Annotated in this window: 16 protein-coding genes and 1 pseudogene; 12 read left to right on the top strand and 5 right to left on the bottom strand. The window is 64.0% G+C overall.

What is annotated here, in order from left to right:
• Positions 1-20: 20 nt before the first annotated feature.
• Positions 21-449 carry a hypothetical protein gene (locus tag MF4836_RS30085; protein WP_443217481.1) on the bottom strand — a complete coding sequence of 143 codons (429 nt, stop codon included), beginning with the start codon at positions 447-449 and terminating at the stop codon, positions 21-23.
• Between the two features lie 298 nt (positions 450-747).
• Here MF4836_RS30085 and MF4836_RS30080 point away from each other — a divergent pair, with 298 nt between their 5' ends.
• A complete protein-coding gene (locus MF4836_RS30080) occupies positions 748-1,131 on the top strand; it encodes a hypothetical protein (RefSeq protein ID WP_020297941.1) in 384 nt (127 codons plus the stop codon).
• A gap of 20 nt (positions 1,132-1,151) precedes the next feature.
• Here MF4836_RS30080 and MF4836_RS30075 read toward each other — a convergent pair whose 3' ends face one another.
• On the bottom strand, positions 1,152-1,376 hold the full coding sequence (locus tag MF4836_RS30075; RefSeq protein WP_020297940.1) for a YgdI/YgdR family lipoprotein: 225 nt from the start codon (positions 1,374-1,376) through the stop codon (positions 1,152-1,154).
• A gap of 214 nt (positions 1,377-1,590) precedes the next feature.
• Here MF4836_RS30075 and MF4836_RS30070 point away from each other — a divergent pair, with 214 nt between their 5' ends.
• Together MF4836_RS30070 and MF4836_RS30065 are read left to right on the top strand one after the other, a co-directional pair.
• Entirely contained in the window at positions 1,591-3,243 is a 1,653-nt protein-coding gene (locus tag MF4836_RS30070) for a VRR-NUC domain-containing protein (protein WP_078473421.1), read from the top strand.
• A complete protein-coding gene (locus MF4836_RS30065; protein ID WP_078473420.1) occupies positions 3,240-5,516 on the top strand; it encodes an ATP-dependent DNA helicase in 2,277 nt (758 codons plus the stop codon). Before MF4836_RS30070 ends, MF4836_RS30065 begins: the two co-directional genes overlap by 4 nt.
• 17 nt (positions 5,517-5,533) lie before the next feature.
• On the opposite strand, the gene MF4836_RS35425 is transcribed toward MF4836_RS30065, so the two are convergent.
• The 3 genes from MF4836_RS35425 to MF4836_RS30050 all read right to left on the bottom strand — a co-directional run bounded on the left by MF4836_RS35425 (position 5,534) and on the right by MF4836_RS30050 (position 9,710).
• Positions 5,534-5,857, bottom strand: coding sequence for an Hpt domain-containing protein (locus MF4836_RS35425; RefSeq protein ID WP_078473419.1), 324 nt, complete (start codon positions 5,855-5,857; stop codon positions 5,534-5,536).
• A 71-nt stretch (positions 5,858-5,928) separates the two neighbouring features.
• Complete coding sequence (locus tag MF4836_RS30055) at positions 5,929-8,766, bottom strand: response regulator (RefSeq protein WP_078473418.1); 2,838 nt, start codon at positions 8,764-8,766, stop codon at positions 5,929-5,931.
• A 122-nt stretch (positions 8,767-8,888) separates the two neighbouring features.
• Positions 8,889-9,710, bottom strand: coding sequence for an aldo/keto reductase (locus MF4836_RS30050; RefSeq protein WP_078473417.1), 822 nt, complete (start codon positions 9,708-9,710; stop codon positions 8,889-8,891).
• Between the two features lie 215 nt (positions 9,711-9,925).
• Between MF4836_RS30050 and MF4836_RS30045 the strand changes: the two genes are divergently transcribed.
• From MF4836_RS30045 to MF4836_RS30005, 9 genes and pseudogenes are all read left to right on the top strand, one after another.
• Entirely contained in the window at positions 9,926-10,141 is a 216-nt protein-coding gene (locus tag MF4836_RS30045) for a TOBE domain-containing protein (protein ID WP_020297934.1), read from the top strand.
• Between the two features lie 77 nt (positions 10,142-10,218).
• Positions 10,219-11,256, top strand: coding sequence for an isopenicillin N synthase family dioxygenase (locus MF4836_RS30040; protein ID WP_078473416.1), 1,038 nt, complete (start codon positions 10,219-10,221; stop codon positions 11,254-11,256).
• Between the two features lie 34 nt (positions 11,257-11,290).
• On the top strand, positions 11,291-12,106 hold the full coding sequence (locus MF4836_RS30035; RefSeq protein ID WP_078473415.1) for a MetQ/NlpA family ABC transporter substrate-binding protein: 816 nt from the start codon (positions 11,291-11,293) through the stop codon (positions 12,104-12,106).
• Positions 12,103-13,092 (top strand): methionine ABC transporter ATP-binding protein, encoded by a 990-nt coding sequence (locus MF4836_RS30030; protein WP_078473414.1) that lies wholly within the window; start codon positions 12,103-12,105, stop codon positions 13,090-13,092. The genes MF4836_RS30035 and MF4836_RS30030 overlap by 4 nt, the downstream gene beginning before the upstream one ends.
• On the top strand, positions 13,089-13,760 hold the full coding sequence (locus tag MF4836_RS30025) for a methionine ABC transporter permease (RefSeq protein WP_020297930.1): 672 nt from the start codon (positions 13,089-13,091) through the stop codon (positions 13,758-13,760). Before MF4836_RS30030 ends, MF4836_RS30025 begins: the two co-directional genes overlap by 4 nt.
• Before the next feature lie 211 nt (positions 13,761-13,971).
• A complete protein-coding gene (locus tag MF4836_RS30020) occupies positions 13,972-14,877 on the top strand; it encodes a LysR family transcriptional regulator (RefSeq protein ID WP_078473413.1) in 906 nt (301 codons plus the stop codon).
• Between the two features lie 342 nt (positions 14,878-15,219).
• Positions 15,220-17,268 (top strand): ATP-binding cassette domain-containing protein, encoded by a 2,049-nt coding sequence (locus MF4836_RS30015; RefSeq protein WP_178102999.1) that lies wholly within the window; start codon positions 15,220-15,222, stop codon positions 17,266-17,268.
• Positions 17,265-18,326: an ABC transporter substrate-binding protein gene (locus MF4836_RS30010; RefSeq protein ID WP_421546822.1), complete on the top strand. Its 1,062-nt coding sequence runs from the start codon at positions 17,265-17,267 to the stop codon at positions 18,324-18,326. The genes MF4836_RS30015 and MF4836_RS30010 overlap by 4 nt, the downstream gene beginning before the upstream one ends.
• A pseudogene (locus tag MF4836_RS30005) lies at positions 18,323-19,216 on the top strand (homocysteine S-methyltransferase family protein); the annotation flags it as partial. The gene MF4836_RS30010 and the pseudogene MF4836_RS30005, both read left to right, overlap by 4 nt.
• Positions 19,217-19,228 lie beyond the last annotated feature (12 nt).

Here is a 19,228-nt window from a genome sequence, read left to right as displayed (position 1 = left end):
GCATGCGCCGCCACCCCCCATCACTGGTAGCCGATCACGATGCCCTTGAGCTTGCGCCCATCGATGGTCTGGATGTCCCGGTCCCACAATGGGCCGCTGACATAGGCTGATACCGGCTGGATCTTGTCATACACCACGACCACTGCATCGCCGCCGATCTTCGCGGCTTCTTCCCGTAGTTTCTGCTCGATTTCACTGACCGGTGGCGCCGGGTCGACGCTGCTGTCCAGGACCACTTCACCGAGGCGAATGTGAGGGCGGGTCGGCTCGCTGCGCAGCACCTGGACCGACGCTGGCGAGGTGGGCCCGGCGTGGGTCACGCCGACGTATTCAGTGGTTCGCGCATTGATGTTGGCGCAGGCGCTCAGGCCGCCCAATACCAGGGTCAACGCCAGGGTCTTGAGGGGCAGGGTCCGGCAATAGTTCAACAGCGGGTTAGGGTTTTGCACAATGGCTACTCCTTGTAGGGGGCAATGCAGGCACCGCGGCAGTCATCGGGAACCGGGCGTGACCCGCACCCCAAATAACGACTCCAATACCTTGCACCTGGGGCTACCGCCCGAGGGCGCTCATGGTGAGCGCTGGGAAAGCATAGCCAACATGACGCAGACCGCGAGGGCGGGCCCGGCGCCTTTATCCAGGGGCGCGGGCAGGGACTAAAGCGTCAGGCAGCCCATGCGTTATTCAGGCACGGGCGATGGCCACAAGCCGTCGCACCGGCCCAATGGACAGCAGGAGACAAGTCAGGTGAGTAACAACAAGAGGTGTGCAATCGGTCTGGTGCTGAGCCTGCTGGCAGGCACGACGCTGGCGGACGAGCTGCCGCACAACTCGATTTTGCAGCGTTATGGCGTGACCCCGGAGCAATTGCCGGCCGGGGCAAAATTGAAGGTCGAACCCAAGCAACAGCCGGCCCCCAGCCGCTTTCACATCGCCCCGGAGCAACCCTGGGCCCAGGTCCGCCTGGGGGACGGCCAGCAGCCGGAAACCACGGGCAATATCAGCATCGACAATGCCGCCAGGCAGGAATATGACCGCTGCCAGAAGGTTCGCGGCGAGTTGTACAAGCGCAATGCCCAGCAGAGTATTTCCTGCGATGGCAGTGTCCCGGGGCTCGGCCTCTACCGCTGATTGTCCTTGATCGGAAGCGGTTATTGTTCCTGGCGGACGGTGGCTACATCGTCCGCCTTGATGCGAATTTTCTTGCCGGAAATATCGACGAACTCATAGAAGCCATCGGCCGTGCGGGTCTTTGGCACATCCTTGGTCAGGTACTGGGTGCCGTTCTGCAAGGTCACCACGGTGGGCGAGGCGCAACCCGCCAAGGCCAGGAGTGCGGTGGCAGCCAGGGCCAGGCCCAGGGTTTCAAACTTCATAGACAAACCTCTCGTTCATGCACGTTGAAGCGGCACAGTGTGCCGTATTTTGATGACTCTATAGTCATTCTCCATCGCGATAACCCTCGGAAAAAAGTGTTCGTCCAGGGCCGGCAAGCCGGGGCGCCATTTATCCAATAGTGTTTGCCAGGCACGGCGCACAGCTGTTATCTGTATGCATAACCAGTGTCTTTTTCCGCGGTGCCTGCCTTCTGTGACTTCCAACCCCCTCGAAAACCCGTTCTATTACCTGCACAACTTTCAGCAAGTGCTGGCCTGGATCGAGCAGCGGTATGCCGACCTGCTGTGCCCTGAAGAGCAGCGCTTCATCGCTGATTTCGCCGGGTTGCCGCAACCTGCCCAGGCATTGCTGGTACGCCTGGTGATGCGCAAGGGCCGGCATTTTCGTGCCGCCAAGCTGAGTTATGCCGAGATCGGCGATATCACCCTGGCGGCCACGCCCCTGGTGCGCCTGGGCTGGGTCGACCCGGGGGCCGAGGTGTCCCTGGACGAGCTGTTCGGTCTGTTGCAAAAGGCCGAAATCCTGCAGTGTTTCGCCGCCCTCATCGATCAGCCCAAAGCCAGGAAAACCGATTGGCTGGCGGCATTGACCGAGCATGGGGCCCCGCCCCGAGCCTTCGCCGATTGGTGCCCGCAGCTCGATGATCAGTTGCTGAGCCTGACAGTCATGGATCTGTGCGATCGCCTGCGCCTGATGTTTTTCGGCAACCTGTACCAGGACTGGTCGGAGTTCGTGCTGGCCGACCTTGGCATCTACACCTACGAAAAAGTCGAGTTCAGCGCCGATTCCCGCGGCTTGCGCAGCCGCAGGGACGTGGATGGCTTTATCTATTTGCAACAGTGCCAGGAAGCCTTCGAAGCCGGGCACGAGCTGGCTGATGTGCTGGCCCGGATCCAGGCCTTGCCCATCGACAACCCCTGGCTGGAAAAACGCCGCGCCAAGCTGCTGTTTCAGCTGGGCCAGCACTGCGAACGTGTGGCGGACTGGGCGCTGGCCCTGGCGATCTATAGCGGCTGTGCCTACCCCGGGGCACGGATGCGGCTGATCCGCGTGCTGGAACGCAGCGGCGACTATCCCCAGGCCCTGGCGCTGGCCGAGGTAGCGGCCCAGGCACCGCAAAGCGCAGCCGAACAGCAGCTGTTGCTGCGGGTGTTGCCGCGCCTGCGGCGCAAGCTGGGCGGGCCGGTCCAGCGCCGGGTGCCGGGTCGCGAGCCACAACGCCTGGAGCTGAACCTGGCCCGCAGCGATGCGCTGCTGTCGGTGGAGTACCACGTCCAGGCCCACCTGCATGCCGAGCAGGCCCCGGTGCACTACGTCGAGAACAGCCTGATCAATTCGCTGTTCGGCCTGCTGTGCTGGCCGGCGATCTTCGCACCGTTGCCCGGGGCGTTCTTTCACCCGTTCCAGCGCGGGCCGGTGGACCTGTTGAGTGAAGATTTCCATCCCCGTCGCGCCGAGTTGTTCCAGGCCTGCCTGGCCGAGCTGGATGACGGGCGTTACATCCGCACCATCCGCCAGCGCTTCGTGGCCAAGTGGGGCGTGCAATCACCCTTCGTGTTCTGGGGGGCGCTGACCGAAGAGCTGCTCGACCAGGCCCTGGACTGCCTGCCAGCGATCCACCTCAAGCACTGGTTCGAGCGCCTGTTGCTGGATATCCGCGCCAATCGTGCCGGCATGCCGGATCTGATCCAGTTCTGGCCCGAGCAAAAAACCTACCGCATGATCGAGGTCAAGGGCCCGGGCGATCGCCTGCAGGACAACCAGTTGCGCTGGCTGGAGTTCTGCCACCAGCACCAGATGCCGGTGGCGGTCTGCTATGTGCAATGGCAGGAGCAGCCGGCTTGAGCTACCGCATCGCGGTGCGGGCGCTGTGCGAGTTCACGGCCAAGATTGGTGACCTCGACTTGCGTTTCACCCCATCGCCCACTGCGCTCGAAGGCATCGCCGGCCACCGCACGGTGGCCGCCCGACGCAGCCCCGGCTACCAGAACGAAGTGGCCCTGCAAGGCCAGTATGGGCCGCTGACGGTCAAGGGCCGGGCCGATGGCTACGACCCCACGCAAAACCTGCTGGAGGAGGTCAAGACCTACCGTGGCGACCTCAGCCGCATGCCGGCCAACCATCGGCAACTGCACTGGGCCCAGGCCAAGGTCTATGGCTGGCTGATGTGCCAGGCCCTGGAACTGAGTGAGATCCGCCTGGCGCTGGTGTATTTCGACATTGTCAGCGAGCAGGAAACCGCCTTGGTCGAGCCCTTTGATGCGGCGATGCTGGAGCAGTTTTTCAAGCAGCAATGCGCAGTCTTTGTGCAGTGGGCCGAGCAGGAACTGGCGCACCGCAGCGCGCGGGACCTGGCAACCCAGGCCCTGGCGTTCCCCCATGGGCAGTTTCGCAGCGGCCAGCGCTCCCTGGCGGAGTCGGTGTACAAGGCGGTGAGCACCGGGCGCTGCCTGATGGCCCAGGCACCGACCGGGATCGGCAAGACCATTGGCACCATCTTTCCCATGCTCAAGGCCATGGCCCCGCAGCACCTGGACAAGCTGTTGTTCCTGACGGCCAAAACCCCGGGCCGCAAACTGGCGCTGGATGCGTCCCAGGTGCTGTTCGACAGTTGCCCCGAACTGCCGTTGCGGGTGCTGGAGCTGGTGGCCCGGGACAAAGCCTGCGAGCACCCGGACAAGGCCTGCCACGGCGAGTCCTGCCCCCTGGCCCGCGGCTTCTACGATCGCTTGCCGGCGGCGCGCCAGGCGGCCAGCCAGGTGCGCCTGCTGGACCAGCAGCGTCTGCGGCAGATTGCCCTGGCGCATGAGGTCTGCCCCTATTACCTGAGCCAGGAAATGGCCCGCTGGAGCGACCTGGTGGTCGCGGACTACAACTACTACTTCGATTTCAGCGCCTTGCTGTTCGGCCTGGCCCAGGCCAATCAGTGGACCGTGGCGGTGTTGGTGGACGAGGCGCACAACCTGGTGGAGCGCGGGCGATCGATGTACAGCGCCAGCCTCGACCAGTACCAGATGAACACTGTGCGGGCGGCGGCGCCCGAGGCGCTGAAAAAGCCCTTGCAACGCTTGAACCGAGAGTGGAATGCCCTGCACAAGGAGCAACTGGCGCCATACCAGGCCTATGCCCAGGCGCCGGCAGCCTTGCTCAAGGCCCTGTCGCTGTGCGTTTCGGCGATTGGCGATTACCTCAACGATCACCCCCAGGGGCTGGATGCCAGCCTGCAGGGTTTCTACTTCGAGATGCTGCAGTTCGCCCGGGTTGCCGAGCTGTTCGATGAGCACTTTCTGTTCGATATCAGCAAGCGTGAACTCAATGCCAAGCGCAGCCTGTCCCAGCTGTGCCTGCGTAATGTGGTGCCGGCGGGTTTCATTCGCCCGAGGCTGACGGCGGCGCGCAGTTGCGTGCTGTTTTCCGCGACCCTCAACCCGCGGCATTACTACAGCGACCTGCTGGGCCTGCCGGACACCACGGTCTGGGTCGATGTCGAGTCGCCGTTCGACGCGGCGCAACTGGAGGTGCATATCGTCAAGCGCATCTCCACCCGTTTTGTGCATCGCCAGGCGTCCCTGGCGCCGATTGTCGAGCTGATGGCTCGCCAGTTCCGTCAGCGTCCCGGCAATTACCTGGCGTTCTTCAGCAGTTTTGATTACCTGCAGCAGGTGGCGCAGCTAATTGCCCGAGAGCATCCGGACATTGCCCTGTGGCTGCAATCGCGGGGCATGGACGAAGGGCAGCGCCAGGGCTTTCTCGATCAGTTCAGCAGTGAAGGCCAGGGCATCGGGTTTGCGGTGCTGGGCGGGGCGTTTGGCGAGGGTATCGATTTGCCGGGATCGCGGCTGATCGGTGCCTTTATCGCCACCCTGGGCCTGGCCCAGTTGAACCCGGTGAACGAGCAGTTGAAGCAGCGCATGGCGGCGATCTTTGGCGCCGGTTATGACTACACCTACCTCTACCCGGGGCTGCAGAAAGTGGTGCAGGCGGCGGGCCGGGTGATTCGCAGCCAGCAGGATCGCGGGGTGGTGATGTTGATCGATGATCGTTATGGCGAGGCACGGGTCCAGCAACTGCTGCCGAGCTGGTGGGCCTTGCAGCCCGATCTGCCGCTGCCGGGTTGAGTTCATTCGAGTTGAGTTCATTGCTCCAACTGATCAAGAAACAGCGTCAGCCGTTGCGCCAGCTGCCGGGCCTGTAGCTCCAGGCCGGAACCTGGGCGCTGCTCGCGCAGTTGGTTTTCCAGCTCGACACAGGCGCGCGCCAGGGGCAGGGCGTTGACCACGCCCAGGGCCCCGGCAACGCTGTGAAAGCATTGCGCCGCGTGCAAGGTATTGCCCGTGTCCAGGGCGATCTCAATGCGCTGGATATCCGCACGCAGGGTGCTGATAAACACTTCGCGCAAAGCCACAGGCAGTAGCAGCGCATCCATATCGGCGGCGCAAGGTGGGCTAGACAAGGGCATGGGCAGTAGCCGCTCCGAGTGGGTGGCAGGGGTTGCGGGTTGGGGCGATTGCGCGTGCAACAGCGGCAGGTTCAGGTGTCCGGCGGTCCGGGCTGCGGCGCCGCCTTGGCGTAGGGCGCGAGATAACTGAGCAGCGTGCGCAGGGAAAAGGGTTTGACCAGACAGCGCTCCATGCCGGCCGCCAGGCATTGGGCTTCTTCGCCGTGCATGGCGTTGGCGGTTGCACCGAAAATCGGCGTACTGCACCCGAGTCGCCGCAGCTCCCGGCTTAATTCATAGCCATTGAGCCTGGGCATGTTGATATCGGTCAGGACCACATCGAAGCGCTCGTTGTGCCACAGGCTCAAGGCTTCGTCGCCGTTGCCGGCCAGTTTTACGCTGCAGCCCAGTTCTTCCAGCTGGTCCTTGAGGATCAACTGGTTGATCACGTTGTCCTCGGCCACCAGCACATGCAGGCCCAGCTTGGGCAGGTCGTGGCTCTGGACCAGGGTTTCGTCCTCGCTAGCGGGCTGTCCCTGGGCCTGGCTGACGGCCCGGTGAATGGCCCGCAGGTCGCTGACATCCACCTGCCAGCCATGGTTGCGGCGCGGCTCGTGATGCCCGATGCCGCAGGCCAGAACCAGCGGCCCCTGCCATTCGGGTTCGAGCCGGTGCTTGATGGCGCCCGGGTGCAGTTCGAGCAACACGCAGTCGCTGGCGGCATCGATGTAGCCGGGCAGGCGCAGGTGCACCCGCGCGCCCCAGCGTCGCAACCAGCCCGCCAGGCTCTCCGCCAGCTCGCGTACTGAAGACCGCACGTAGATGATCTGGGGCCCGAGCAGAGGCATGAAAGGGGATTGGGCCGTGTCCATGGCCCGTTGCAACGGCAGGCTCAGGCTGAAGCTGCTGCCCAGCCCAAGCTCGCTGACCACGCGCATGTCGCCGTTCATCAACCGTGTCAGGCGCAGGCAGATGGGCAGGCCCAGACCGGTGCCGGCAACCACGTTGGTATTGCCCGAGGTCTGGAAAAACGGTTCGAACAGCATCCTTTGGTCCTGCTCGGCGATGCCCTTGCCGGTATCGCTGACCTGCCACTCGAGGGTGCAGCGATTCCCCTCCAGTTCAAGCAGGTGGGCCCGCAGCACCACGCGCCCGACATCCGTGAACTTGAGCGCATTACTCAACAGGTTGCCGAGTATCTGCCGAATGCGCGCGACATCACCCACCAGCCGTTCCGGCAGTTGCCACTCAAGGCAGGCATACAGTTGCAGGCCCTTGGCCTGAGCGGCGGCGGCATAGCTCTGGACGATTTCGCAAGCCAGGTCCAGGGGCGAAAACTCCCGGAGTTCCAGTGCCAGTTCTCCGGCTTCGATTTTCGACACGTCGAGCACGCCGCAGATCATCTGCAGCAGGGTCGCCGACGAGCCCTCCATCGCCTGCAGATAGTGTTTCTGCTGCTGGTCGAGCCGGGTGCGCCCCAGCAGTTCCAAGGTTCCGAGCACACCATAGAGCGGGGTCCGGATCTCGTGGCTCATGGTAGCCAGGAACAGGGTCTTGGCCTCGTTGGCAGACTCGGCCAGGGAACGGGCTTCATCGAGTGCGGCTTCAACCTGCTTGCGTGTGCTGATGTCGCTGAAGGCGCAGAGCAGCACGTCTTCGCCGTGGTAGCGGGTCGGCACCGAACTCAGCTGGAGGTGCCGGCCCTCGGCGGTTTCGAAATCATCGATGGGGGCGCCGCCATCCGGTTCAAACGCCTGCCGGATCCAGCCATCCCACAGCAGGCCCTGGGCTTTTCCTTGATCCAGCCATTGTTGCGCCAGGGTATTTTCCAGGACCACCTGACCGTCGCTGCGGCGTAACACGCACAGGGCCACGGGGGCGGTCTGGATCACGTCGCGGCTGAAAGCCTCACTCTCCACCAGTGCCTGGATCCGGTTCAGCGCCGGGACGATAAAGTGCTGCTCCACACGCCGGGTCAGCAAGTAGATCAGGCCGCTGCTCAGCAGGCTGAACAGCAGCGCGCCCAGCAGTTGCGGCCACAGATCCTGGAGCAGCTTGCGCAGTTCGAAGGCGTAGATCAGTTGCCAATCCGTGGACTTGAGTTGCTTGCGGATCACCAACTGCTCGGGAAACCAGGCACCGCCGATAAAACCGAAAAAGTTGTCGCGCTGCAGCTCAAGCAGGGCCTGGCTCAAGCGGTAGGTAGGGGTGTTGGTGAGGACCAGGGCGCCCTGGGAGTTGAGGATCATGAATTCCCCGGCGCTCTGGTCGCTGAGAGCCGCCAGGACTTCGTTGCCATCCATCTCCAGGCCCAGCCAGCCGGAATCGGCGACGCGATGATCGAGGGCAAAGAAAATGTACAGCTGGGTGGACTGCGCCGATTGTTCGGTCAGCCACTGACCTTCCTCGCCGAGCGTCATCCGGGGTTCCCGCGTCGACAGGTGCTCCAGTACCGACGCCGGAACGGCGGCTGCCTGCGGGTTGGCGCTGTACAGACGCTCGACCCGAGGTCGAGGGCCTGCACTGATGTACAGCAGATTCAGTTGATTGCGCTTGAGGTGTTCGCGCATGCGTTCGGTGAGCCAGATACTCCACCGCTCGCCATCGGCATTGCCCAGTTGCAGCCTGATCTGGTCTTCAGCCGCTGGAGGCAGTTGCGCCTGTTCCGCCGTCTGGCGCACCGCCGACAGGCTGAGGCTTTCGAGCAGGGTTTCACGGGTGGTGAAGAAGGTTTGCGCCTGGGCGATGGCGCCGCTCATGTAGCTGTGACGCCGGGACAGGTTGTCGTTCAGGGTCGAACGCACAAAGTTATAGACGCCGATCAGGATGCCTGCGAGCAGCAGCAACGCAAAAAGCCGAAGCAAGCGGAGAACGGCTTCAGGCCGGGAAAAGAGTGGATTTATCTGATGCAGGCAGCTTTTTAGTCTCATGCGCCAACTGTAAAGCTGAGACACACTGCCCAGGCATCAGACGAATCTTAAATACATCGGTGTCAGAACTCTGCTAATCGTCAGTCTTTTCTGAGCAGCGTCCAGAAAGCGCCGATTCGGGCTCAAATCATCGCCAGGCGTCGCTTGCGTGTGGGGCCGGCGAAGGCGCTATCGATGGCGGCCAGGTCCTCGGCCTCCAGTTGCAGGCTGGCAGCGGCGGCGTTGAGTCGCAGGTGTTCCGGATGCACCGCCTTGGGAATCGCGATTACCCCCTCCTGGCGCAATACCCAGGCCAGGGAAACCTGGGCCGTGGTCACCTGGTGGCGCTGGGCAATCTGTTCCAGCAGCGGATGGGCGAGCAGGGCGCCGGCCTGGGCAATCGGGCAGTACGCCATGATCGGCAGGCGCTGCTGCTGGCTCCAGGGCAGGAGGTCGAACTCGATACCGCGCTCTTCGATGTTGTACAGCACCTGGTTGGTGGCACAGGCCGGTGCCGCCAGCTCCTGCAAGTCGTCCAGGTCGAAGTTGGACACGCCCCAGCGCCCGATCTTGCCGTCGGCCCGCAGGCGTTCAAAGGCCTCGACGGTTTCTTCCAAGGGGTACTGGCCGCGCCAGTGCAGCAGGTACAGATCGATATAGTCAGTGCCCAGCCGTTTCAGGCTGCGCTCGCAAGCCTGGGGGATACCCTGGCGGCCGGCATTGTGCGGGTAGACCTTGCTCACCAGAAATACCTGCTCGCGCCGCCCGGCAATCGCTTCGCCGACCACCGTCTCGGCGCCGCCCTCGGCGTACATTTCAGCGCTGTCGATCAGGCTCATGCCCAGATCGATACCGGTACGCAACGCGTTCACTTCCCGGGTCCGTTGATGACGGTCCTCGCCCATGTGCCAGGTGCCTTGTCCTATCACCGGGACGCTGACGCCCGCCAGTTCGAGCCTGCGCATACATAACCTCCTGAAACAGCCTGATCGGCTGTGGGGCCCCAGAAAAACAAAGGTGCCGCGTGGGGTCAAGCCGACCGGCTTGGCGGGGAGGGGTTCAATATATCTAAAAAGAATAAAATACTAATTATTTATTCCTTTAAAACAGTTCGCCAAGGGTGCACTTTAGCCCTCAGCCACCCGGCGAATTTGCCGGGCCTCACACAGGAAGACCGAGCATGACCATTAAAGCGATCAACGTACGCAATCAGTTCAAGGGCGTGATCAAGGAGATCCACGAAGGCCAGGTGGTTTCGGAAATCGACGTGCAGACCGCGTCGGGCATCGTCACCTCGGTGATCACCACCCGTTCGGTGCGCGACCTGGAATTGAAGATCGGCAGCGAAGTCATTGCCTTCGTCAAATCCACCGAAGTGTCGATCGCCAAGCTCTGAGCCCGTTTTGAGCGCAAGGGTTGCGCGCAGGGGTTACGGCGCGCATCGGACTTTTTCAATTCACAGGGGAGTGAAGCATGTCGCACTCGCTGGATATCACCGCGCTGCCTTCGCTGGACCTGGCGCTGCTGGACGGTAGCCCCGCGCAGCGCCAGGGGTTTCTTGAGCAACTGCGCCATGCGGCGCGGGATGTGGGGTTTTTCTACCTGACCGGACACGGCATCGACAGCCAATTGCTGAAACAGGTGCAGCAGCAGGCGCGGCAGTTCTTTGCCTTGCCCGAGGCGCAGAAACTGGCGGTGGGGATGATCAATTCCGCGCATTTTCGCGGCTATAACCGCGCGGCCTCCGAGATCACCCGTGGCCAGCCGGACTTGCGCGAGCAGTTCGATGTCGGGGCCGAGCGCCAGGCGCTGGCACTGGACGCCCACAGCCCGGCCTGGGCACGCCTGCAAGGGCCCAACCAATGGCCCGAAGCCTTGCCCCAACTCAAACCCTTGCTGCTGAAATGGCAACAAGCGATGACCGCCATGTCCCTGCGCCTGCTGCGCGCTTTCGCCCTGGCGCTGTCACTGCCGGAGCAGGCCTTCGATCAGTTGTACGGCGACAAGCCCAATGAACACATCAAGTTGATCCGCTACCCCGGTCGCGTCCCCGGCGAAAGCCAGCAGGGCGTCGGCGCGCACAAGGATTCCGGGTTCCTGAGTTTTCTCTTGCAGGACCAACAGGCCGGGCTGCAGGTGGAGGTCGAGGAAGGCCGCTGGATCGATGCCCTGCCACGGGAGAACTCGCTGGTGGTGAACATCGGCGAGCTGCTGGAGCTGGCGAGCAATGGCTACCTGCGGGCCACCGTGCACCGGGTGCATTCGCCGCCGCCGGACCGCGATCGCCTGTCCATTGCGTTCTTCCTTGGCGCCCGGCTGGACGCAGTGGTGCCGCTGTATCCGCTGCCCGCCGAGCTGCAACGCGAAGCCCGTGGCCCGGCCAGCGACCCGGCCAACCCGCTGCTGCGCGATGTCGGCTGGAATTACCTCAAGGGGCGTCTGCGCTCCCATCCGGATGTGGCGCAGCGCTTCTATGGCGACGCCTTGCTGCCCGCGGCACTGAGTGCCTGACCTCTTTATTCGTTATCCGATCAAGGACTGCCCCATGTTGAAGAAAAGCGCATTGACCCTGGCGTTGTTGAGTGGACTGTCCGCCGCATTTGCCGTGCAGGCCGTGGAACCCCTGCGGGTCGCCGCCGACCCGGTGCCCCACGCGCAGATCCTGGCCTACGTGCAGAAGATCGACCCGCAGTTGCAGCTCAAGATCATCGAGATCCCAAACGGCGTGAATTCCAACGAGTTGCTGGCCCACGGTGATGTCGACGCCAACTATTTCCAGCACCTGCCGTACCTGCAATCCCAGGAGCAGGCCCTGGGCCAGAAGTTCGCAGTGGCCGCCACGGTGCACATCGAGCCCCTGGGGATTTACTCCCACCGCCACAAGAGCTTCGACCAGGTGCCCGTCAAAGGCACAGTGGCGGTGCCCAATAACGTCACCAACCTGAGTCGCGCCCTGTACCTGCTGCAAGACAATGGCCTGATCAAGCTCAAGCCCGGTTTCGACGACCCGGCCCGCGACCAGGCGACCCCCAAGGACATCGCGCAGAACCCCAAGCAACTGAAGATTATCGAGATCGAATCGCCGCAGATCCCCCGGGCCCTGGACGATGTCGACCTGGCGGTGATCAACGGCAACTACGCCCTGGAAGCCGGGCTGGTACCGGCCAAGGATGCCCTGGGCCTGGAGAAGGCCGCGCACAACCCTTACGCCAACATCCTGGTCACCACCCCCAAGCTGGTGGATGACCCGCGGATCAAGCAATTGGCCAAGGACCTGAATTCGCCGCAAGTGGCCAAGTTCATCACTGAAAACTACTCGGGGTCGGTGATCCCGGTAGCGGTCGCGGGCAGCCAGCCATGATTGAAGTCGAGCAGTTGAGCAAAAGCTACGGGGCCGGGCAGGCACCGGCGCTGGACCGGGTGTCGTTGAGCATCCCCGATGGCGCGGTGTACGGCATTCTCGGGCGCAGCGGGGCGGGCAAGTCGACCCTGTTGCGTTGCCTCAATCTGCTCGAACGCCCCAGTTCCGGGCGCATCATCATGGACGGGCAAGACCTGACCACCCTGGGCGACAAGCCATTGCGCCAGCAGCGCCAGCGCATCGGCATGATCTTCCAGGGCTTCAACCTGCTGCATGCGCGCACGGTCAGGGACAACATCGCGGTGCCCCTGGAAATCGCCGGCATGCCCAAGGCCCAGCGCCTGGCGCGGGTCGGCGAGCTGCTGGACCTGGTGGGCCTGGGCGACAAGGCCGAGGCCTTTCCCTCACAACTGTCGGGTGGACAGAAGCAGCGCGTGGGCATTGCCCGGGCACTGGCTGCGCGCCCGGCGTATTTGCTCTCGGATGAAGCCACCAGCGCCCTTGACCCGGAAACCACGGCGTCGATCCTGGAGCTGTTGCGCGATATCAATCGCCAGTTGGGGGTAACCATTGTCCTGATCACCCACGAGCTGGAGGTGGTCAAGTCGATCTGCGACCATGCCGCCTCTCTGGCCCAGGGGCGCCTGGTGGAGGCCGGGCCGATTCGCCAGTTGCTGGCGGACCCGGGTTCAAGCCTTGGGCGCTCACTGTTACCCGGTTACCAGAGGGCGCTGGGTGCCGAAGACGACACCCGCCAGGCGCTGGAACTGACGTTTTTCGATTCCCTGCTGGCGACCCCGATTCTGCAGGAACTGGCCCAGCAGCAAGGGGTGGATGTGAGCTTGCTGGCCAGTGGCGTGGAGTCGATCGGCGGGCAGCGGGTAGGACGCCTGCGTGTCGCGTTTCGCCAACCCCACGATGCGCTGAAGCTGGCGCCGGTGGTGGACTTTCTCAAGCAGCGCGGGGTCAGGGCTGAATCCTCATGAACAAAACCACTGACTGGAATGAAATCGCCCAACTGCTGTTCAACGCCACCGGGGAAACCCTGTACATGGTGTTGCTGGCCGGGCTCTTTACCCTGCTGATCGGCCTGCCGCTGGGGGTGTTGCTGTTTGTCAGCCGTGCCCGCGGCCTGTATCCGCTGCCCAGGCTCAACAACGCCCTAGGGGCGCTGGTCAACCTGGGGCGCTCGCTGCCGTTCGTGGTGATGCTGATCGCCTTGATTCCCCTGACCCGGCTGGTGGTGGGCACCACCCTGGGCAGCACGGCGGCGGTGGTGCCGATCACCATTGGCGCCTTTCCTTTTTTTGCGCGAATCGTCGAGAACGCCCTGGATGAAGTCGACAAGGGGCGCATTGAAGCGATCCTGGCCATGGGCGGTGACATTCGCCATGTGATCTTCAAGGTGCTGCTGCCCGAAGCGCTGCCGGCACTGTTGGCGGGGATCACCCTGACCCTGGTGATGCTGATCGGTTTCTCCTCGATGGCCGGGGTGATTGGCGGTGGTGGCCTGGGCGACCTGGCGATTCGCTACGGCTACCAGCGTTTCAACAACCAGATCATGGTCGCCACCGTGGTGGTCCTGGTGATTCTGGTGCAGGGCGTGCAGAGCCTGGGGGATCGCCTGGTGCGCTCGCTGGCTCACCGGCGCTGAAACCGTCACGCAGCACAGCAAGCCCGGTGCGAAGGGTCGCGCCGGGCTTTTTCGTGGGTGCCTGGATCTGCAGACTGGCTGCTGCAGTCGCTTCAATCAGCCCCCTGCGGGGCAGTGAAAAGCGCCGTAACAATCAACGGGCTTTGCAGGGCGGCTGATTGGAACTATGCTTTTTCGACATTTTAGTGACTGTTTTTCATGTGCGGGCCAAATGAAAATTGATGATATCGATGCCTTTGTCGAAGTGATTCGTTGCCAATCGATCAGCCATGCGGCCGAGTCGCTGCAACTGACTCAACCGGCGATTACCCGGCGTGTACAGAACTTCGAGCAGGCCCTGGGGGTGGAGCTGTTCGACCGCAATACCAAACCCTTGAAACCCACCGTGATCGGCACCCGGGTCTATGAGCAGTGCCGTTCGATCCTGCGGGAAATGGACGCCCTGCGTGAACTGGTAGCCAGCGACACGCCGCCTACCGGGCTGTTTCGCCTGGGCGTGCCGCAAACCATTGGCGATGTGGTGCTGCTCGATGCGCTCAAGCACCTGCGCAGCGAATACCCCGACCTGCGGGCCCAGGTTGCCACCGGCTGGGGCGGCCAGTTGGTGGGCAAGATCGAAAGTGCCGAACTCGATGCGGTGGTGGCCTTGTTCCCGGCGGGCAAGGTGTTCCCGGAAAACATCATTGGGCAATCCATCGGCAAGATCGAACTGGTAGTGGTCTGTGCCCGCGACCTGGTGCCCAAGCGCCCCTGCAAGCTTGCCGACTGCTACCACAACGGCTGGGTGCTCAATCCCGATGGCTGCGGTTTTCGCGCCGGCCTGCAACGTACCCTGTCGGACCAGGGCCTGGCCTTGCGCGTCAACCTCGAAACCTTCGGCACCGAGTTGCAACTGGGCCTGGTGGCCGACGGCCTGGGGCTGGGCCTGGTGCCGCGACCGTTGCTGGAGCGCAGCGTCCACCGCGAACAGTTGGCCGTGGTGCCGCTCAAGGACTTCAAACCGGTGATGGACCTGTGGCTGGTGTACCCGCACTTCCTGGGCAATCTGCAGGGGCCGGTGGAGTCCTTTGGCCGGCTGGTGGCCGCGTCATTGAAGAAGATCGGCGACGCAGCCTGAAGCTCGCCGCAGAGGCCGGGGCAGGGTGCCTGCCAGCGGCGAGTGGGCAGGGCCGGTCGAGGGCGCAGAGGAATAAACCTGAGCCTAAGCTAATTCCTAAATGATATTGGATTGTAGTTTTTAAGATCGTTTAGCTTTATGTCGCAAGGGCCGGGGCCTGCGCACCAGCGCAGACCCCGGCCTTTGCGTCAGGCGTCCGTCTACAGGACTTGGCCTGATGTTCAGTCCATTTTTCCAGCCCCGGCGCCCAGGCTCACATGAGCGGCGCCGCCGGGGCCGCTTGGCGGAGCTGTCGTGTCAATCATTCAAACTTCTGTGGCGCAATCGCGGCTCGCTTCCGGGCTGCCGATCTCCCTCGACGATCCCGCCGGGGCGACCGACGTGGTGCTCGAACTGCGTGATATCACCAAGGCTTACGGGCGTGATCACGCAGGGTCGAAAGCGCCGGCGGTGAGCAACGTCAGCCTCAAGGTGCGGCGCGGTGAAGTGCTGTGCCTGATGGGCACCTCCGGCAGCGGCAAGTCCACCTTGCTGCGCCATATCAACCGCTTGATCGAGCCCAGCAGCGGCGAGGTGCTGATCGACGGCCAGGCCATCAGCGGCCTGAGCCCCCAGGGCCTGCGTGAGCTGCGCTCGCGGCGTATCGGCATGGTGTTCCAGCACTTCGGCCTGCTGCCCCATCGCAGCGTGCTCGATAACGTGGCCTTGCCCCTGGAGTTGCGCGGCGAACCCGAGGCCTTGCGTCACGCCGCAGCGGCCGTGCAGTTGCGGGCCGTGGGCCTGGAAGGCTGGGGCGAGCATTACCCCCATGAGTTGTCGGGCGGCATGCAGCAACGGGTCGGCCTGGCACGGGCGCTGGTCAGCGAGCCGGACATCCTGCTGATGGACGAACCCTTCAGCGCCCTGGACCCGACCATCCGGCGCGACCTGCAAAGCCATTTCCTGTCCCTGGTGCGCGAGCGCGGTATCAGCACCTTGCTGGTCACCCACGACCCGGTCGAAGCGGTGCGCCTGGCGGACCGGATCGCCGTGTTGCGCCATGGCCAACTGGTGCAGGTCGGCACCCCGCAGCAGTTGCTCGAACAACCGGCAGATGCCGAAGTGGCGGACTTTTTTCGTGATTGCGGCCCGTCGCCAGTGGCCGCGCCTCAGGCCGCCGAGCCCCCTCGGCCGGTGGCCAACAGCGCCGGCGCAGTGGCCTATACCCAGGGGCTGCCCGGCTGGCAAGCCTTGCTCCTGGGGCCCGCAGCCCTGGCCGCCCGTGGCCGTGGCGGGCTGTTCTGGTTGACCTTCGGCGCTGAACTGGCGGCCCTTGCGACCCTGGCCCGCGGGGTGCTGCAGGGCGCCTGGCTGCCGGCGCTGGTGGCCGTCGCGGTATTGGCCGCCAGCCGTTTTATTGCCATCAGCCAGAGTGCCAAGCCGCTGCGTCGGGCCCAGGCCGGCTGGGGCCTGGCCCTGCTGGTGCTGCTGATCAGCCAGGCGCTGGTGGTCTGGCGGGTGGTGACGCCGGACGCCAGCGGTGCGCTGTTGCAGTTCCCGGCCAACCGCCAGGCGCTGCTGCTGACCGCCGACAGCATCGATCAATTCATCAGTTGGTCCCAGGTCAACTTCGAAAGCGCCTTTGTCGGGGTGATAGTCGCCGTGCGCACCGTGATCGAGGGCGTGGAAAACGTCCTTGGCTGGCTGCCCTGGCCGGTTGCGGCCCTGGCCCTGGTGTTGCTGGCATGGCGTTCGGCGGGCACCGCCCTGGCCCTGACCAGCACCGTGGCCCTGCTCTATATCGGCCTGTTCGGTTTCTGGGAGCGCACCATCGCCACCCTGGCCTTGGTCGGCTCCTCGGTGCTGATTGCCCTGGCCATCGGCGTGCCCACCGGGATCATCCTGGCCAAGCGCCCCCTGGCCCGGCGCCTGATCACGCCCTTGCTGGATGTGATGCAGACCCTGCCGACCTTTGTGTACCTGATTCCGGCCGTGGCGTTTTTCTCGGTGGGCAAGACCCCGGCCGTGATCGCCACGGTGATTTTCGCCCTGGCGCCGATGATCCGCCTGACCTCCCTGGGCATCCAGGAAGTGCCCAAGGACGCGGTGGAAGCCGCCGTCGCCCACGGCGCCAGCCCCTGGCAGACCCTGCTCAAGGTGCAACTGCCCCTGGCTCGTCGCTCGCTGCTGCTGGGGGTCAACCAGACCATCGTCATGAGCCTGTCGATGGTGGTGGTCGCGGCGCTGATTGGCGCCGGAGGCCTGGGCTACGACGTGATGACCGCGTTGCGCAACATCAAGGGCGGCGAAGGCATGTTGGCCGGTGCGGCGATTGTGCTGTGCGCGCTGATCCCGGACCGAATCATTCAGTCGAGCCTGCGCAAGCAAGGCTCCACCTCTAACCAAAAGTGAGACATACCGTGAAGACACGCCTTTCGCGCACCCTGGGTGCCGCTGCATTACTGGCTACCCTGAGCCTGCCGGCCACCGTGCTGGCCAAGGACAAAATCGTCATCGGCGAACAGAACTGGACCGGCGCCATCGCCATCCAGCACATCCTCGGCGAGGTGATCAAGACCCGCCTCGACGGTGATGTGTCCTACCTGGCCGGCGACGTTGCGGTGCTGCTCAGCGCCGCCGCCAAGGGCGACGGTTCGGTGGATGTGCTGACCGATATCTGGCTGCCCAATCAGTCGGCCGCCTGGGCCAAATACGTGACCGGCGACAAGCATTCGCTGGTGCCCAACAAGCAGCCCTATGCCGGCGAACAGGGCTTCTACATCCCGGGTTACCTGCAAGACAAATACGGGGTCAAGAGCGTCTACGACCTGAAGAAACCGGAAGTGGCCAAGCTCTTCGAACCCCTGGGCGGCGGTGAAGCCCAGCTGCTGGTGGGCCCGGCAGGTTGGGAGTCGACTTACATCGGCCAGGTCAAGGCCAAGGATTACGGGTTTGCCGACAAGTTCGAAGCAGTGTCCACCGAAGCGTCGGTGACCTACGCCAAGCTCTCGGCGGCCTACAAGGCCGGGCGCGGCGTGGTGTTTTATGCCTACACCCCGGACTGGATCTTCTCCGCCTTCGACCTGCGCCGCCTGGAAGAGCCGGCATTCGACGGCTATGCCCAGGACAACAAGAAGGGTGACCCGTTGTACAAGGCCGATGGTTGCTGGAAGTTCATCAGCCCGACGGTGGACCCGGACTGGCTGAACAAAAGCAAAATCACCTGCGCCTTCCCGGATGCCAAGGTCTACGTCCTGGCCTCTGCCACCTTGCAGCAACGCGCGCCACGCATCGCCAGCTTCCTGCATAACGTGGCCCTCGACCCGGCCGTGCTCAATGGCCTGATCCTGCAGATCGAAAAAGAAAAGCAACCGGCTGACGTCGCGGCCAAGGCCTGGGTCGATGCCAACCGGGCAACGGTCGACAAATGGCTGGCCGAGCCGCAGCAGACCGTAGGGGCGATTCAATGACCAGCGCCAGCCTGCGTCTGCTCGATGGCGGCATGGGTCGCGAGCTGCAGCGCATCGGCGCGCCATTTCGCCAGCCGGAATGGTCGGCCCTGGCGCTGATCGAAGCCCCCGAGTTCGTGCTCCGGGCCCACCGCGCCTTTATCGAGGCTGGGGCACGGGTGATCACCAGCAACAGCTACGCCCTGGTGCCTTTTCATATCGGCGAACAACGCTTTAACCAACAGGGCCGGGCCCTGGCCGAGCGTGCCGGGCAGGTGGCGCGCCAGGCCGCTGCCGACAGTGGGGAAGCGGTGATCGTTGCCGGTTCGTTGCCGCCGGCCCTGGGCTCCTATCGCCCGGACCTGTTCGATCACTCGCGTTCGGTGGCCATCCACCGGGTACTGATCGACGGCCTGAGTGCCCACGTCGACCTGTGGCTGGCGGAAACCCAAAGCTCGATCGCGGAAGTCCGTGCCGTGGCCGAAGCCCTGGGCAGCGACAACAAGCCGTTGTGGCTGTCATTCACCTTGCTCGACGTGCCGGGCGCCGATGGCGTGGCGCGCCTGCGTTCCGGCGAAGCGGTGGCCGAGGCGGTGCAGGTGGCGGCGCAACTGGGGGCCAGGGCAGTGCTGTTCAATTGCAGCCAGCCCGAGGTCATGGCTCAGGCGCTGCACGATGGGCGGCAGGTGCTCGAAGCCCTGGGCCTGGACCTGGAGTTGGGGGTGTATGCCAACGCGTTCCCGGTGGTCAGCAGCGATGCCAAAGCCAACAGCACCTTGTTGCAGATCCGCGATGACCTGGGCCCCGAGTCGTACCTGCACTGGGCGCGCACCTGGGTTGAGGCCGGGGCGAGCATTGTCGGCGGTTGCTGCGGCATCGGCCCGGAACACATCGCCGCGCTGCACCGCCACTGGTTCGCGGCA

Source organism: Pseudomonas sp. MF4836 (assembly GCF_002018875.1).
Taxonomy (GTDB): Bacteria; Pseudomonadota; Gammaproteobacteria; order Pseudomonadales; family Pseudomonadaceae; genus Aquipseudomonas.
Note: the sequence above shows the minus strand (reverse complement) of the source record. Positions and strands in the feature narration are given on the sequence as shown.